12 protein-coding genes are annotated in these 14,202 nt (G+C 64.0%); 7 read left to right on the forward strand and 5 right to left on the reverse strand.

Annotation, left to right across the window (positions count from 1 at the left end; all coding sequences use genetic code 11):
• Nucleotides 1–26: 26 nt before the first annotated feature.
• Together VME63_RS09610 and serA are read right to left on the reverse strand one after the other, a co-directional pair.
• Nucleotides 27–1,637: a methyl-accepting chemotaxis protein gene (locus tag VME63_RS09610; protein ID WP_325432656.1), complete on the reverse strand. Its 1,611-nt coding sequence runs from the start codon at nucleotides 1,635–1,637 to the stop codon at nucleotides 27–29.
• Nucleotides 1,638–1,797: 160 nt separating this feature from the next.
• Nucleotides 1,798–3,030: a phosphoglycerate dehydrogenase gene (gene serA / locus VME63_RS09615; protein WP_325432658.1), complete on the reverse strand. Its 1,233-nt coding sequence runs from the start codon at nucleotides 3,028–3,030 to the stop codon at nucleotides 1,798–1,800.
• Nucleotides 3,031–3,419: 389 nt separating this feature from the next.
• Between serA and VME63_RS09620 the strand changes: the two genes are divergently transcribed.
• Nucleotides 3,420–4,805 carry an FAD-binding oxidoreductase gene (locus tag VME63_RS09620; protein ID WP_325432660.1) on the forward strand — a complete coding sequence of 462 codons (1,386 nt, stop codon included), beginning with the start codon at nucleotides 3,420–3,422 and terminating at the stop codon, nucleotides 4,803–4,805.
• A 175-nt stretch (nucleotides 4,806–4,980) separates the two neighbouring features.
• Nucleotides 4,981–5,943, forward strand: coding sequence for a prolyl aminopeptidase (gene pip / locus VME63_RS09625; RefSeq protein ID WP_325432662.1), 963 nt, complete (start codon nucleotides 4,981–4,983; stop codon nucleotides 5,941–5,943).
• 16 nt (nucleotides 5,944–5,959) lie between these two features.
• Here pip and upp read toward each other — a convergent pair whose 3' ends face one another.
• The 3 genes from upp to VME63_RS09640 all read right to left on the reverse strand — a co-directional run bounded on the left by upp (nucleotide 5,960) and on the right by VME63_RS09640 (nucleotide 8,799).
• Nucleotides 5,960–6,604: a uracil phosphoribosyltransferase gene (gene upp / locus VME63_RS09630; RefSeq protein ID WP_325432663.1), complete on the reverse strand. Its 645-nt coding sequence runs from the start codon at nucleotides 6,602–6,604 to the stop codon at nucleotides 5,960–5,962.
• Nucleotides 6,605–6,712: 108 nt separating this feature from the next.
• Nucleotides 6,713–7,030, reverse strand: coding sequence for a PsiF family protein (locus tag VME63_RS09635; RefSeq protein ID WP_325432665.1), 318 nt, complete (start codon nucleotides 7,028–7,030; stop codon nucleotides 6,713–6,715).
• Between the two features lie 272 nt (nucleotides 7,031–7,302).
• Nucleotides 7,303–8,799, reverse strand: coding sequence for an aminotransferase class III-fold pyridoxal phosphate-dependent enzyme (locus VME63_RS09640; protein WP_325432667.1), 1,497 nt, complete (start codon nucleotides 8,797–8,799; stop codon nucleotides 7,303–7,305).
• A 277-nt stretch (nucleotides 8,800–9,076) separates the two neighbouring features.
• On the opposite strand from VME63_RS09640, the gene VME63_RS09645 reads away from it, so the two are divergent.
• The 5 genes from VME63_RS09645 (at nucleotide 9,077) to queA (ending at nucleotide 14,162) form a co-directional block, all read left to right on the forward strand.
• Entirely contained in the window at nucleotides 9,077–9,994 is a 918-nt protein-coding gene (locus tag VME63_RS09645) for an ABC transporter ATP-binding protein (RefSeq protein WP_325432669.1), read from the forward strand.
• Nucleotides 9,994–10,791 (forward strand): ABC transporter permease, encoded by a 798-nt coding sequence (locus tag VME63_RS09650; RefSeq protein WP_325432671.1) that lies wholly within the window; start codon nucleotides 9,994–9,996, stop codon nucleotides 10,789–10,791. The genes VME63_RS09645 and VME63_RS09650 overlap by 1 nt, the downstream gene beginning before the upstream one ends.
• Before the next feature lie 44 nt (nucleotides 10,792–10,835).
• On the forward strand, nucleotides 10,836–12,047 hold the full coding sequence (locus tag VME63_RS09655) for a sensor histidine kinase (RefSeq protein WP_325432673.1): 1,212 nt from the start codon (nucleotides 10,836–10,838) through the stop codon (nucleotides 12,045–12,047).
• Nucleotides 12,044–12,646 carry a response regulator transcription factor gene (locus VME63_RS09660; protein WP_325432675.1) on the forward strand — a complete coding sequence of 201 codons (603 nt, stop codon included), beginning with the start codon at nucleotides 12,044–12,046 and terminating at the stop codon, nucleotides 12,644–12,646. Before VME63_RS09655 ends, VME63_RS09660 begins: the two co-directional genes overlap by 4 nt.
• 484 nt (nucleotides 12,647–13,130) lie before the next feature.
• The gene (gene queA / locus VME63_RS09665) at nucleotides 13,131–14,162 is read left to right on the forward strand and encodes a tRNA preQ1(34) S-adenosylmethionine ribosyltransferase-isomerase QueA (protein ID WP_325432677.1); all 1,032 of its coding nucleotides are present in this window, start codon (nucleotides 13,131–13,133) and stop codon (nucleotides 14,160–14,162) included.
• Nucleotides 14,163–14,202: the final 40 nt, after the last annotated feature.

Below are 14,202 nucleotides of genomic sequence, written 5' to 3' on the forward strand. Positions count from 1 at the left end.
GGCCGCGCGAACGTTGGCGGCAACGCTTACGCCGCCTTCGCCATCTCGGTGTCGCCGCTCGATGAAGCGACCTGGAAGAACGCCACGCTCTCCACCAGCGAGCGTGCGCGCACCTGCACCGTGCTGGCGGCAGCGGCGGCTTCCTCGACCAGCGCGGCGTTGCTCTGGGTCACTTCGTCCATCTGCCGTACCGCGCGGTTGACCTGTTGAATGCCGTTGGCCTGCTCGACGCTTTGCGCGGCGATCAAGCCGACCGACTGCGCGACGTTGTCCACGCCTTCCAACAGCTTGCCGACCATCCATTCCGCGCGGCCGATCATCTGCGTGCCGCTGTCGATGATCGTGACCGATTCCTCGATCAGTGTGCGGATCTCCCGCGATGCCGTGCGCGAGCTGCGGGCCAGCGACTGCACTTCGGCCGCGACCACGTTGAAGCCTTTGCCGGCTTCCCCGGCGCGTGCCGCTTCCACCGATGCATTGAGCGCCAGAATGTGCGTCTGCGTGGCGATGCGATCAATCATGTCGGTGATTTCGGTGATCCGGCCGGCAACGTTTTGTACCTGGGTCATGGCGCCCACGGCTTCGGACATCGCCGTGCTGCTCTGGCGCGCGATGTTCGATGCCGATTCAACCAGCTGGCTCGCTTCATGCGCGCGCGTCGCGTTGGCGTTGACGCTATCGGTAAATTCCTGCATCGACGCTGCCGTTTCTTCCAGCGCGGCTGCCTGTTGGCTGGTGCGCGCGGAAAGGTCCTGATTGCCGCTGGCAATCTGCTGGGTGGACGTGGAAATTTCGGTGGAGCCTGCGCGAATCGAGTTGACGACGCTGCGCAGCTGTTCGTTCATCGCGCCGAGCGCGTGCAGCAATTTGCCGGTTTCGTCGCGGCTGTCGGACGCCACCAGGGTGGACAGGTTGCCCTGCGCGACGGCCTGCGCCACTTTCACGGCGCGGCCGATCGGGGCAGTGATGCTGTATGCCAGCGCCCAGATCAGAAACGCGCCGGTAAGCATGGCGCACGCAGCTACCGATACCAGCATGACGCCGGCATCGCGGTAAGCGGCGGTACTTTGCGTGCCAATTTGCTTGGTGGCCGCTTCGGCTTCGCGCTTCATGCCCGCCACGAGCGCGTCGATGGCCGCTGTCGGTGCGCGGTCCATGCCGGCGACGAGTTGATCGACGACGTGCGCGCTCTTGGCGTCATTGGCATCGTAGTGCTGGATCGCGGCAAGGTATCGAGCACCCAAGTCCGCGTGCGTGGCGATCGCCTGGTCTACGCCGCCCGTGTTCAGGCCAAGGTCTTTCATTTGCTGTTTGAGCGCGCCGAGGTCGGTGTCGACGTGCCGGCTCTCATCGCCAAAAGCGTCGTGGTATTTCTTGAACGATGCGGCGTCCGCGCCGCGCAGCAGCAGATCTTTCCACTCCTGTACCTGCTTTTTGAAATCCACTTGCGCAACGCGCGCGGTATCCACCGCGGCAGCGAATTTCGCGGCGGTGACGGCCGAGCGCGCCTGCAGCGCATGCGTGCGATCCAGCCCGTGCCAGCCGCCGTAGCCTACAGCGACGGTCGCCGCCAGCATGACGATGCCGAGAAAGGTCAGTTTGATGGCGATGCGAAAATCGCGGAAACGTAGTTTCATGGAAAAACCGCTTCAAAAAGGGTGCCGAGTTGATCAACTATCGGCGGCGCGGCGGCTTTTCTTGAACCCGGGCGCAAGAAACCGCGCATTTTTCGCGGTTTTTGCCCTGTGAAATGTTAAATGACCGCCGATATCAGTGCTCGGCGAGACGGCGTCCGGCTCAATAAAGCACGCGCGTGCGCAGCGTTCCTGGAATGGCGGCGAGTTTGTCCTTCAGCGACGCGGCCTGTTGTTCGTCCGCCGACACATCGATCACCACGTAGCCCACTTGCGCATTGGTCTGCAGGAACTGCGCGTCGATGTTCATGTTGCCGGCGGAGAACAGTTCGTTGATGCGCGAGAGCACGCCGGGCACGTTGCGGTGAATGTGCAGCAGGCGGCGGCTGCGCGGGTGTTCGGGTAGCGTCACCTCGGGGAAGTTGACCGCTGAAAGCGTCGAGCCATTGTCGCTGTAGCGCACCAGCTTGCTGGCGACCTCGATGCCGATGTTGTCCTGTGCCTCCAGCGTGCTGCCGCCGATGTGCGGGGTCAGGATGACGTTGTCCATGCCGATCAGCGGCGAGACGAATGGATCGTCGTTGCCTTTGGGCTCCACCGGGAACACGTCGATCGCCGCACCGCCGAGGTGTTCGGTGCGCAGCGCGTCGGCCAGCGCATCGATATCGACCACCGTGCCGCGCGATGCGTTGATCAGCAGTGCTCCCTTCTGCATCTTGTCCAGTTCGCTCTTGCCGATCATCAGCTTGGTCGAGGGCGTTTCAGGCACGTGCAGGGTGACTACGTCGGCGCGTTCCAGCAGATCGTCCAGGCTGGCGGCGGCGCGCGCGTTGCCAAGTGAAAGCTTCGACTCGATGTCGTGGAAAATGACGCGCATCCCTAAGCCTTCGGCCAGCACGCCGACCTGCGTGCCGATGTGGCCGTAACCGACGATGCCGATCACCTTGTCGCGCACTTCGTAACTCCCGGCCGCCGACTTGGTCCAGCCGCCGCGATGGCACAGCGCGTTGCGTTGCGGAATGCCGCGCATCAGCATGATTGCCTCGGCGATGACCAGCTCCGCCACACTGCGCGTGTTGGAGTAGGGCGCATTGAAGACGGGAACGCCCATCGCCTGTGCCGCTGCCAGGTCGACCTGGTTGGTGCCAATGCAATAGCAGCCGACGGCGATCAAGCGTTTGGCATGCGCCAGCACCTCGGCAGTCAGATGGGTGCGCGAGCGAATGCCCACGATGTGCGCATCGGCGATGCGCGCTTTCAATTCGTCCTCAGGCAGCGATTTGGCGTGGTACTCGATCTGGCTGTAGCCCGCCCGCTGGAAGGTTTCCACGGCTGTGCGGCTGACGCCTTCAAGCAGCAGCAGCTTGATCTCTTGCTTGGGGAACGAAGTCTTCATGGCGGACCCGTGTTTGGCAGTCCAAACACTATGCCAGAATTTTGCCGCGATGCAGCAGTAGGGATGCGCTGATCCATTCTTCGCAGGCGGCATGATGTCCGCAAAGCCCACAGGCCATGCCGCACGGCTTGGCAAGACGGCAGTCCCCCCGGCGCCACGCGGCACGGCCTGTGGGCCTTCTGGACATTACCCCTGCACTTCAATCCAACATGCGGGGCCAGTTCTGTCTGTCCGCACGCCTTCGGTCCATCGCCTTGACAGACGGCCAGTCTGCCGGCGCCGATGGTCCTGTGGCCTGCGAACAGACGCGCCTACGAAGAATGGGTGAGCGCATCCCTAGACGCAAAAGCCATGCGCTGGCACGCTGGGGACTTCGCCCTGGAGCCATCATGACCGCCCAAGCCCTCGCCGACCTCTCTCGCCGCCAGCCCGGCCTGCGCCTGCTGACCGAGGCGGGGGACCTGGAGCATTACGGCCGCGATTGGACCCGGCGCTGGACCCCGGCGCCCCTGGCGGTCGCGCTGCCGGCGTCGATCGAGGAGGTGCAGGGCGTCGTGCAATGGGCCAATGAGCACAAGATCGCCATCGTGCCGTCGGGCGGGCGTACGGGGTTGTCCGGCGGCGCAGTGGCGGCCCATGGCGAGCTGGTGCTGAGCCTGTCGCGCATGAATCGCGTGCTGGGCTTCGATGCGGTGGATCGTACGCTGACCGTGCAGCCGGGGATCGCGCTGGAGGCGGTACACGAGGCGGCACGTGCGCATGGGCTGATCTATCCGGTGGATTTCGCCGCGCGCGGTTCTTGTTCCATCGGCGGCAACATCGCTACCAATGCCGGCGGCATCCGGGTGATCCGCCACGGCAACACGCGCGAATGGATCGCCGGGCTCAAGGTAGTGGCGGGCAACGGCGATTTGCTTCACCTCAACCGTGGTTTGATCAAGAACTCCAGCGGCTACGATCTTCGCCAGCTGATGATTGGGTCGGAAGGCACGCTTGGCATCGTAGTGGAAGCGACGCTACGGCTCACCGACCCGCCGCCTGTATCCCAGGTGATGCTGCTGGCGTTGCCGGACATGGATGCGCTGATGCAAGTGTTCGCGCTGTTCCGTGCGCGGCTTTCACTGCAGGCGTTCGAGTTTTTCACCGACGTCGCGCTCAAGCACGTGCTGGCGCACGGCGCGCAGCGCGCGATCGATGGCGAGCATCCGTACTACGTGGTGACCGAGTTCGACGCGCCGGACGAAGGTGCACGGGATGCGGCGATGGCGGCCTTCGAGCAGGGCATGGAACGCGGCCTCATCAGCGATGGCGTGATCGCGCAAAGCGATGCGCAGGCGGCGGCATTGTGGCGTTTGCGCGAAGGCATTACCGAGAGCCTGGCCGCGCACAAGCCGTACAAAAACGACATTGCGGTGCGTATCGGCGCGGTGCCGGCGTTCTTGCAGGACATCCAGGCGCTGCTTTGGCGTGAATACCCGCACATCGAAGTGGTATGGTTTGGCCATATCGGCGACGGCAATCTGCATATCAACGTCTTGAAGCCCGACGGGTTGTCCGATGCGGATTTCATCGCGCAATGCGATCGCGTGACCAAGCTGCTTGCCGATACCTTGCATCGGCACGGCGGCAGTATTTCCGCCGAACATGGCATCGGCCTGGTCAAGCGTGCCTATCTGGAAAGCACCCGCAGCGCGGCGGAGATCGCGCTGATGCGGGGCGTCAAAGCGGTGTTTGATCCGAACGGGATACTCAACCCCGGCAAGCTGTTCATCTGACCGGGCACACGCCCGCTTCCGGGCGAAAGCAGGAGAGCTGGCTGGGGTACCCATCCACGTTGCGGCAAGCGCGGCCCTTCCCCAGTACTCCAAGGAAAACAGAGCAAGGGTGCGAGCTTGGGTTGCACCGGTACTCCCCGTACCATGGGCATTCCCTTGCCCCGGCTACCTAACCATGTCCCAGCAACAGCGCAGCCTGTATCCCGCGATCGAGCCCTACGACGTCGGGCAACTCAAGGTTTCGCCCTTGCATACGCTGTACTACGAGCAGAGCGGCAATCCCCATGGCAAGCCGGTCGTGTTCTTGCATGGCGGACCGGGCGGCGGCACCAATGCCAAATGCCGGCGTTTCTTCGATCCGGCGGTTTATCGCATCGTGCTGTTCGATCAGCGTGGTTGCGGCAAATCGACGCCGCATGCGGAACTGACCGACAACACCACCTGGCACCTGGTCGCCGACATCGAACGCCTGCGCGAGCATCTGGGCATCGGCCGCTGGCAGGTGTTCGGCGGTTCGTGGGGCTCCACGCTGGCGCTGGCGTATGCGCAGACACATCCGGACAAGGTCAGCGAACTGGTATTGCGCGGCATTTTCATGCTGCGTCGCTGGGAGCTGGAGTGGTTCTACCAGAAAGGTTGCGATGCGCTGTATCCGGATGCATGGGAAACCTTTCTCGCCGCCATTCCCGAGGTCGAACGCGGCGATCTGATGAGCGCCTACCATCGCCGCCTCACCAGCGCCGATGCGACCACGCGCGTGGATGCCGCGCGTGCGTGGTCGGTGTGGGAAGGCGCCACCAGTTTCCTCTACCAGGACGAGGCCTACATCAGCAGCAGCGGCGAGGACGAATTCGCGCTGGCGTTTGCGCGCATCGAGTGCCATTACTTCGTGAATGGCGGGTTTTTCCAGCATGACGATCAACTGCTGCGCAACGTCGATCGAATCCGGCGCATTCCCGCGGTGATCGTGCAAGGCCGCTACGACGTGGTGTGTCCGATGCGCAGTGCGTGGGATCTGCACCGCGCGTGGCCGGAAGCGGATTTGCGCGTGGTGCCGGATGCAGGGCATTCGGCATTCGAGCCGGGCATCGCGCACGAGCTGGTCGAGGCGACGGACAGGTTTGCGCGGGGTCGGTGACGCAGGCTTCGCGCTTTTAGTCCGTGGCCGGCAACTGCTTGGTACCGAAGATCTTGTCGCCCGCATCGCCCAGTCCCGGCAGGATATAGCCGTGTTCGTTGAGCCGCTCGTCGATGGAAGCGGTGTAGATCTCGATATCCGGATGCGCCGCCTGGATGCGCTCGAGGCCTTCGGGCGCAGCGACCAGGAACAAGCCCTTGATGCGTTTGCAGCCGGCGGCCTTGAGCATATCCACGGTGGCGACCAAGGTGCCTGCGGTGGCTAGCATGGGATCGATAATCAGCGCGATGCGCTCGTCCATGCGGCCGGTGAGCTTTTCGTAGTAGGTCGTCGGTTGCAGCGTGTGTTCGTCGCGCTGCAGGCCCACCACGCTCACCTTGGCCGCGGGAATCAGTTCGAGCACGCCGGGCAGCATGCCCAGCCCTGCGCGCAGGATCGGCACGATGGTGATCTTCTTGCCCTTGATCTGCTGCACGCGCACAGGACCTGCCCAGCCTTCGATCTGGGTTTCGACGGTTTCCAGGTCCTTGGTGGCTTCGTAGGTCAGCAGCGAGCCGACTTCGGAAGCGAGTTCGCGAAATTCCTTGGTGCTGATGCCGGCGCGTCGCATCAGGCCGAGTTTGTGCTGGATCAGTGGATGGCGGACTTGGACGATCTTCATGCGGCGCCGGTTTTCAAGGGAGAGGCCGCAAGCATAGCGGCAAACGAAAAGGGCGCCGCCAGCCGGCGACGCCCCCGATGAATATCGCAACGGCCGGCGTTGCCCGGCTCAGGAACCCTTCAAGCAGGCGGCTTGGGCGGTCTTGTAGTCGCTACCCTTCTTGCCGGCATTGGCTTTGCTGCAGCGGGCCATCTTTTGCTGCGGGGTTTCCTTGGCCGGCGTGGCGGCGCTCTTGTCGCCCTTCATGCAGCTGTTGACGGCGTTCTTGTAGTCGGCCCCGGTCTTGCCGGCACTGGCGTGGCTGCACTGGCCCAACTTGGTGGAATGCCCCGCCGTGCTACTGGAGCTCTGTGGGCCCGCGAAAGCTACCGTGGTGGCCAGGGCCAGGACAGCACTGGCGGCGAGCAGGCTCAAACGCATGGACATGATGCTTCCTCCTGAAGTTGTGACCGGCGGCGGTGCCGGCCGGGCCAGTCTATGCCGGGCGCATGACAGGGGAAAGCGGGAGTATCGGAACGGGAAAACCCATCAACCGATGGGGGAGCGGGGCCTGCGGCATGGAGCGCTTTTCCCCGAAGGCGCTTCAATGGGGACCCGCGCAAGATGGCCCCATCGCCTGGGTTCGCTGCGGGCTACTCAAAGCCGGGCACGTCCATGTGCGCGCTCCTGCGTACCCCAAAAGGGGCAGGAGAAAAGGCTTAAGCGGCCTGGGCCTGGCTCTTGCGCGGGCCTTCCAGCAGGGCGTGGCGCACGTGCGCGATCACCATGTCCACTTCATGGCTGGTGATGTTGAAGTGCGGAGTGAAGCGCAGCGAGTTGGCCCCGCCATGGATCACGCCGATGCCGTGTTCGCGCAGGTACTCCTCGGTGGAGCCCGCGCCGTAGCACTTGAACTGCGGCGCCAATTCGCACGAGAACAGTAGGCCCGTGCCCTGCACTTTGGTAATCAGGCCGCCGAGTTCGTCTTTCAGCGCGTTGAGCTTGTCGACGAACTCCTTGCCGCGTGCTCGGATGTTGGCGCGCACTCCATCGGTGAGCTGATCGAGCGTGGCCACCGCGACATCCAGTGCGCGCGGGTTGGCCGTCATCGTGTTGCCGTAGATGCCCTTGCGGTACAGGTTGGCCACGCGTTCGGTTACCGCCAGCACCGACAGCGGATACTGGCCGGCATTGAGCGCCTTGGAGAAGGTTTCCATGTCCGGCGGCGCCAGCTTTTCGAAACCCGGATAGTCGATCAGCGACAGCACGCCGTGCGCGCGCAGGCCGGCCTGGATGGAGTCCACCAGCAGCAGCGAACCGTGCGATTCGGTCAGCGCGCGCGCCGCCTGGTAGAACGCCGGGGTCACTGCGCGGCCGGGATCGCCTTCGCCCATCACCGGCTCCAGGAACATCGCTTCGATGAACCAGCCGTGCTGGTCGGCTTCGGCGAACACCGCTTCCAGTTGCGCAATGTCATAGGGCGCCACGGTGATCAGCGTGTCTTCATGCCGATAGCTGGCCAAGTGCTGGAGGTAGGCGCGGCGCGAAGAATCCGAATACAGCGCCGGCTTGTCGGTGCGACCGTGGAAAGCGCCTTTCACCGCGACGCGCTTGATCACGCGGCCGGCGTATGGGCCGTTGGCATCGGTCATCAGCTTGGCGTTGACGTCGGCGATGCGGCAGGCCAGGCCCACGCTTTCCGAGCCTGAATTCAGGCACAGGAAACGGGTGTACGGATTGCCGCCGCGATGACGTCCCAGTTCGCCCTTCAGCGCTTGTGTGAAGCGCAGCTGCGACACGCTCGGCGTCATCACGTTGGCCATGACCTGCGGGCGCGCGAGCGCCGCGGCGATGGCCGCGTTGTTGTGGCCGAAGCCGAGCATGCCGTAGCCGCCGTTGTCATGCACCACCGCACCCTTGAGCGTAACCACCCACGGACCGCGCGCGGCGGCGGGCACGTAGGGATTGATGGCATCGTCCGGATAGAAGTTGACGAAATCGGCCAGCGCACGCGCCAGTTGCTCGGTTTCGTCCAGCCTCAGGAAATCGCCCAGTTCCGCGCGCAGTTCCCGGTGGCGTGCGACGGCATCGGCAACGGCCTGCCCGAGCAAGGGATCGGTGGCGGCCATACGCTCGATGGTGGCGTCGTCAAGGCCGGTGGTGCGTGGCTTGCCGCCAAATTCGCGCAGTTCGCGCAGCTGATCGATGACACCCATGACTACTCTCCTCGAATCTTGTCAGCGCCTCGCACCCAGCGCGAAGCAGGCCGACAGGATGTGTTTCGTGCTGGAAGGGCGCTGGAGGCGCCCGCGGGCGAGGCGCCCGGTCGCACGGCGCCGCGTGGGGAAAACCGCTGGCGTGTGCCCATCAGGATAACCTGCGGGCAGGGGTGGCCGGTACCCCCGGGATGACGGCTGTCATGCCCGATGCCTGACGCAGGCGACTGGGGAACCGGCCCGGGCGCGCCTACGCTGCAGTGCAAGGAGGGCCACCATGAAACCCACAACTGACGTAGTAGCCTGTCTTTCCGGCGCCGTGAAGCGGTACGGCCAGCTCACCGCGCTCGATGGCCTGGATCTTGTGTTGCATCGCGGCGAACTGCTGGCGGTGCTAGGGCCCAACGGGGCCGGCAAAAGCACCAGCATCGGCCTGTTGCTAGGTTTGATCCGTCCCGATGGCGGCCGCGCCGAGCTGTTCGGGCTCGATCCGCAGCAGATCGACGCACGCCGCCGCATCGGCGTCATGCTGCAGACCGCGGTGCTTCCACCCACGCTGCGCGTGGGCGAGTTGCTGCGCCTGGTGAGCAGCTATTACCCCCATCCGCGCCCGCTGCATGAAAGCGCCGCGCTCGCCGGCATCGCCGACCTGCTGCGGCGGCCTTACGGCAAGCTGTCGGGCGGCCAGCAGCGGCGCGTGCAATTTGCGCTGGCGTTGTGCGGCCGTCCGGAGATCGTGTTCCTGGACGAGCCGACGGTGGGCATGGACATCGATGCGCGGCAAAAGCTCTGGGCGGCGATGCGCGCACTGGTTGTCGAAGGCTGCTCGGTGGTGTTGACCACGCATTATCTGGAAGAGGCCGAAGCGCTTGCGCAACGCGTGGTCGTGCTGGGCAAGGGGCGCGTGCTGAGCGAAGGCAGTGTGGATGCCTTGCGCGCGCAGGTACCGCTGACGCGCATTCGCTGCGTTACCGATCTGGACCCCGCGATGATTGCGGCGTGGCCGCACGTCGCCTCCGCCGAGCGCACCGGCGCGTATCTGCGCATCAGCACGGACGCCGCCGAAAACGTCTTGCGCCGCATGCTGGAAGCGGATGCATCGCTGCGCGAACTGGAAGTGCATCGTGCGGGCCTGGCCGAAGCATTTACCGAGCTGACCCGCCAAGACACCGCTGTCGAACAGGAGGCCGCGTGATGAATGCCGTAACGATCCATGCACCGTCCAAGCCGGCGGCTGACGGCCCTATGAGCACGGCGCGCTTAGCCGGTGCGTACCTGGCCGAGATCCGTGGCGAATGCCTGCGCTATATGCGCAACCCGGGCTTCATGTTGCCCATCATGTTGTTTCCCACCATGTTCTACCTGCTGTTTGGCATCGTGATGGGCAAGTCCGAAGGCGCGGATGCGGCGCGTTACCTGCTCGCCAGCTATGGCGTGTTCGGCGTGATGAGCCCGGGCCTGTTCGGCTTCGGCATCTCGCTGGCGCTGGAGCGCGATGGCGGCTTGCTCACTTACAAGCGCGCGTTGCCGATGCCGCCCGGCGCTTATCTGCTCGGCAAGATGGTGATGGCGATGCTGGCCGCGGCGGTGGTCATTCTCATGCTGCTGGCGATGGGGGTCTTTTTGGCGCACGTCACGCTGTCGGCCGCGCAAGCGGGCTTGCTGCTGTTGACCGGCGTGCTGGGCGTATTGCCCTTCTGCGCGCTTGGCATGCTGGTGGGCACGCTGATCAAGGGGCAGGGCGCGCCGGGCATGCTCAACCTGGTTTATCTGCCGATGTCGTTCCTGTCCGGGCTTTGGATTCCAATCGGACTCTTGCCCAAGGTGCTGCAGCAGATCGCGCCGATCTGGCCCAGTTATCACCTGCATCAGCTCGCCCTGGCCGCCCTGGATATTCAGCATGGCAGCGTGATGGATCACTTGCTTGTGCTGGTCGGGTTCGGCGTGGTGTTTTTTATCGTCGCGGCACGTCGCCTGCGCCGCTACGGTTGACGTAGGATGGCGGTGTCAGGTCGGCGCCGGGGAGTTTCGCGTACATGCCTTTTTCTTTGCCAGCACCCGCGTGGTTGAAGCCGGCGCCTGATTCGGAGGCGGCCGAGAATATCCGCAAAGGCCATAATCCATGGGTGGACGCGGTCCATCTGTTGTGGTCGATCTGGATATTCTTCGGCCCGCTGATGAGCGACGAAGGCTTCACGTCGAAATGGCTGGTCACCACGGCGGTGACCTATCCGGTTTTCATGCTTCTCTATGCGTTGTGCATCGTTCGCTCGCAGCGTTCCGTGCAGTTCTACGCATGGGCCATCGGCTTGCTGGGCCTGGTCACCTTGCATTTCGACAGCGGGGCCGGCGGCTGCTATTTCATCTACGGCTGCGTGATGATGCGCGCCAGCTTTTGCGGCTGGCGCAGGTATGTGCTGAACGTGGTTTTGATGTGCGTGCTGTTCGCCGCGGTTGCATCGTTCAATCGCATACCATGGCAGCTCATCGCCTATCTGATCGCGATGGTGGCCGTCATCTCGGCAGTGGTCAACGTCGGCATCAACGCATCGAAGAAAAATGCCGCGCTGAAACTTTCCCAGGACGAGGTGCGCCGCCTTGCGGCCACGGCCGAACGCGAGCGCATCGGCCGCGATCTGCACGATCTGCTCGGTCATACGCTCTCGCTGATCACGCTGAAGCTGGAGCTTTCGCGCAAGCTTTTCGACCGGGATGCCGCTGCCGCAAAGCGGGAATTGGAAGAAGCCGAAGGGATCGCCCGCCACGCGTTGGCCGAAGTGCGTGCGGCGGTAACGGGCATCCGCGCCACCGATCTTGCGGCCGAACTGGCTTCGGCGCGCCTGCTGCTGGAATCGTCCGCGGTGCATTTGGATTACGGCGTGCTGCCGCCTTCCTTGCCGTTGGAGATCGAACGGAGCCTGGCGCTGGTCATTCGCGAGGCGGTCACCAATATCCATCGGCACGCTGGCGCAACCGAAGCCCACGTGCGATTTGAACTGGCGGCGGAAAAGCTCGATATGCAGATTTGCGATAACGGTCGCGGCGGCCAAAGCGCCGAAGGCAACGGTATCTGCGGCATGCGCGAACGTGTGCGCGCGTTGGGCGGAACGCTCACCATCGATTCGCCGCCCAAGCATGGAACAAAACTCAACATCAGTGTTCCGCTGGCCACGCCGCGCCGCGTATCGCAGGACGCGCCTGGTGCAACCGCCGGCACACCCGAAGGGCTCGCGCGAGGCGCCGCATGATCCGCGTACTGCTTGCCGAAGATCAGGCTATGGTGCGCGGTGCGCTGTCGGCGCTGCTCAATCTTGAATCCGATATCGAGGTGCTGGGTTCGGCGTCGGACGGTGAAATGGCGTGGCGGGAAGTGCAGCGGCTGAAGCCTGATGTGCTGGTGACGGACATCGAAATGCCCGGCATTACCGGGCTGGAGCTGGTGCTGCGCATCCAGCGTTACGAACTGCCGGTGAAGTCGATCATCGTCACCACATTCGCGCGGCCGGGCTTTTTGCGTCGCGCGCTGGACGCGGGCGTATCGGGTTATTTGCTCAAGGACGCACCTGCGGAAAATCTCGCCGAAGCATTGCGCACCGTGCATCGCGGCGGCCGTTCGATCGATCCGCAACTGGCGCTGGAGGCGTGGTCGGAAGCCGATCCGTTGAACGATCGCGAGCGGCAGGTATTGCGTTTCGCGGGCGAAGGGTTGTCGGCCGGCGACATCGCCGCCAAGCTCAATCTCTCGCACGGTACCGTGCGCAACTATCTTTCCGAAGCCATCGGCAAATTGGGTGCGGCCAATCGCATCGAAGCGTATCGCCTGGCGCGGCAAAAGGGCTGGTTGTGATAGGTGGGTCAGAGGTCGGGAGCGAAGGGTTTTCCAAGCTTCAATGTCATTGAATAGCGATCTTCGTCAGGATGTCCCACGCGCGGTAAGCAGCGTATGTATCAGTGATGCCTGAAGCGCGTCGCCCGGCTGCCGATACGTCGTCGCAGCATCGCAGCGTTGGACCGCAGCGCGTGTGGGCGGCCTGTCTTCCATGTGGGGATTCTTCGACTTTTGCAGGTTGCGCCAATAATCCACGCAGTCCTGTGGGTTTACGTTGGATTTTTTGGCCAGCACATACGGCATTGACGGTTGTTGCGCAGCGATATCGGATCACATCCATGTGCGGGACCGCCGATGCCATGTCCGGGATCGGCGAAAAGTGTCTCGTTCTCGCGCGGTGCCGTTGGCTGCCGGACCGTAGGTAGATACCTGCATGCGGCGTCATTCGCCGCACCGTGAGAATTGCGCGATAATCGCCCATTACGTCCCATGACGCATAAATTTGAAAAAGTCTGATTTCAACTTCGATCTGCCGCCCGAGCTGATCGCCCAGGCGCCGCTGGCCGAGCGCAGCGCCAGTCGTCTGCTGTTGCTCGACGTGCCTGCGCGCACCTGGCGCGATCGCATGTTCCGCGAATTGCCTTTGCTGCTGCGCAAGGGCGATCTGCTGGTGTTCAACGACACGCGCGTGTTGCCGGCGCGCTTGTATGGGCGCAAGCCGAGCGGCGGCGCGGTGGAAATCCTGATCGAACGCGTGACGGGCGCGCATGAGGCGACCGTGCAGTTAGGGGTGAGCAAGACGCCGCGCGTGGGTACGGCCATCGTCCTTGCCGATGGCAGCCATGCCACGGTGCTTGGGCGCGACGAGGGCTTTTTTCATCTGCGCTTCGAATCGCCCGAGCCGCTTGAGCGCCTGTTGCTGCGCCTGGGCGAGATGCCGCTGCCGCCGTATATCTCGCGGCATGCCGATGCCAGCGATCTTGAGCGCTACCAGACGGTGTACGCGCGCGAGCCCGGCGCGGTGGCGGCGCCGACCGCCGGACTGCATTTCGACGACGGTCTGCTGGCGCAAATGCGCGAGCAAGGTGTGGATTTCGGCTACGTCACCCTGCATGTCGGCGCGGGTACGTTCCAGCCGGTGCGGGTGGAAGATCTGTCGCACCATCGCATGCATCGGGAGTGGTTGAACGTCGGCGCGGGGCTGGTCGATCAGATTCACCGCACGCGCCGCGCCGGGGGACGCGTGATCGCCGTGGGTACCACGGTGGTGCGCGCGCTGGAAAGCGCCACGGTGGATGGCGTGCTGCGTCCGTTCGCGGGCGAGACGCAGATCTTCATTTTTCCCGGCTACCACATCACCAGCGTCGATGGGTTGATTACCAACTTCCATCTGCCGCAGTCGACCCTGCTGATGCTGGTATCGGCGCTGGCGGGGCGGGACTTCATGCTGGGGGCATATGCGCACGCTGTGAAGGAGCGCTACCGATTTTTCTCCTACGGGGATGCGATGCTGATCCTGCCCCACGGGCCCTGACGCGGTCCGGCTGTTGCGCTTTCAGAGCGAAAAAGCCGCG

Origin of the sequence: Dyella sp., from assembly GCF_035503745.1 — a bacterium.
Lineage (GTDB): Bacteria > Pseudomonadota > Gammaproteobacteria > Xanthomonadales > Rhodanobacteraceae > Dyella_B.

What these genes read in the sequence shown, in the direction of transcription:
- VME63_RS09610 (WP_325432656.1), bottom strand. Translation starts at nt 1,637, where the DNA reads ATGAAACTACGTTTCCGCGATTTTCGCATCGCCATCAAACTGACCTTT.
- serA (WP_325432658.1), bottom strand. Translation starts at nt 3,030, where the DNA reads ATGAAGACTTCGTTCCCCAAGCAAGAGATCAAGCTGCTGCTGCTTGAA.
- VME63_RS09620 (WP_325432660.1), top strand. Translation starts at nt 3,420, where the DNA reads ATGACCGCCCAAGCCCTCGCCGACCTCTCTCGCCGCCAGCCCGGCCTG.
- pip (WP_325432662.1), top strand. Translation starts at nt 4,981, where the DNA reads ATGTCCCAGCAACAGCGCAGCCTGTATCCCGCGATCGAGCCCTACGAC.
- upp (WP_325432663.1), bottom strand. Translation starts at nt 6,604, where the DNA reads ATGAAGATCGTCCAAGTCCGCCATCCACTGATCCAGCACAAACTCGGC.
- VME63_RS09635 (WP_325432665.1), bottom strand. Translation starts at nt 7,030, where the DNA reads ATGTCCATGCGTTTGAGCCTGCTCGCCGCCAGTGCTGTCCTGGCCCTG.
- VME63_RS09640 (WP_325432667.1), bottom strand. Translation starts at nt 8,799, where the DNA reads ATGGGTGTCATCGATCAGCTGCGCGAACTGCGCGAATTTGGCGGCAAG.
- VME63_RS09645 (WP_325432669.1), top strand. Translation starts at nt 9,077, where the DNA reads ATGAAACCCACAACTGACGTAGTAGCCTGTCTTTCCGGCGCCGTGAAG.
- VME63_RS09650 (WP_325432671.1), top strand. Translation starts at nt 9,994, where the DNA reads ATGAATGCCGTAACGATCCATGCACCGTCCAAGCCGGCGGCTGACGGC.
- VME63_RS09655 (WP_325432673.1), top strand. Translation starts at nt 10,836, where the DNA reads ATGCCTTTTTCTTTGCCAGCACCCGCGTGGTTGAAGCCGGCGCCTGAT.
- VME63_RS09660 (WP_325432675.1), top strand. Translation starts at nt 12,044, where the DNA reads ATGATCCGCGTACTGCTTGCCGAAGATCAGGCTATGGTGCGCGGTGCG.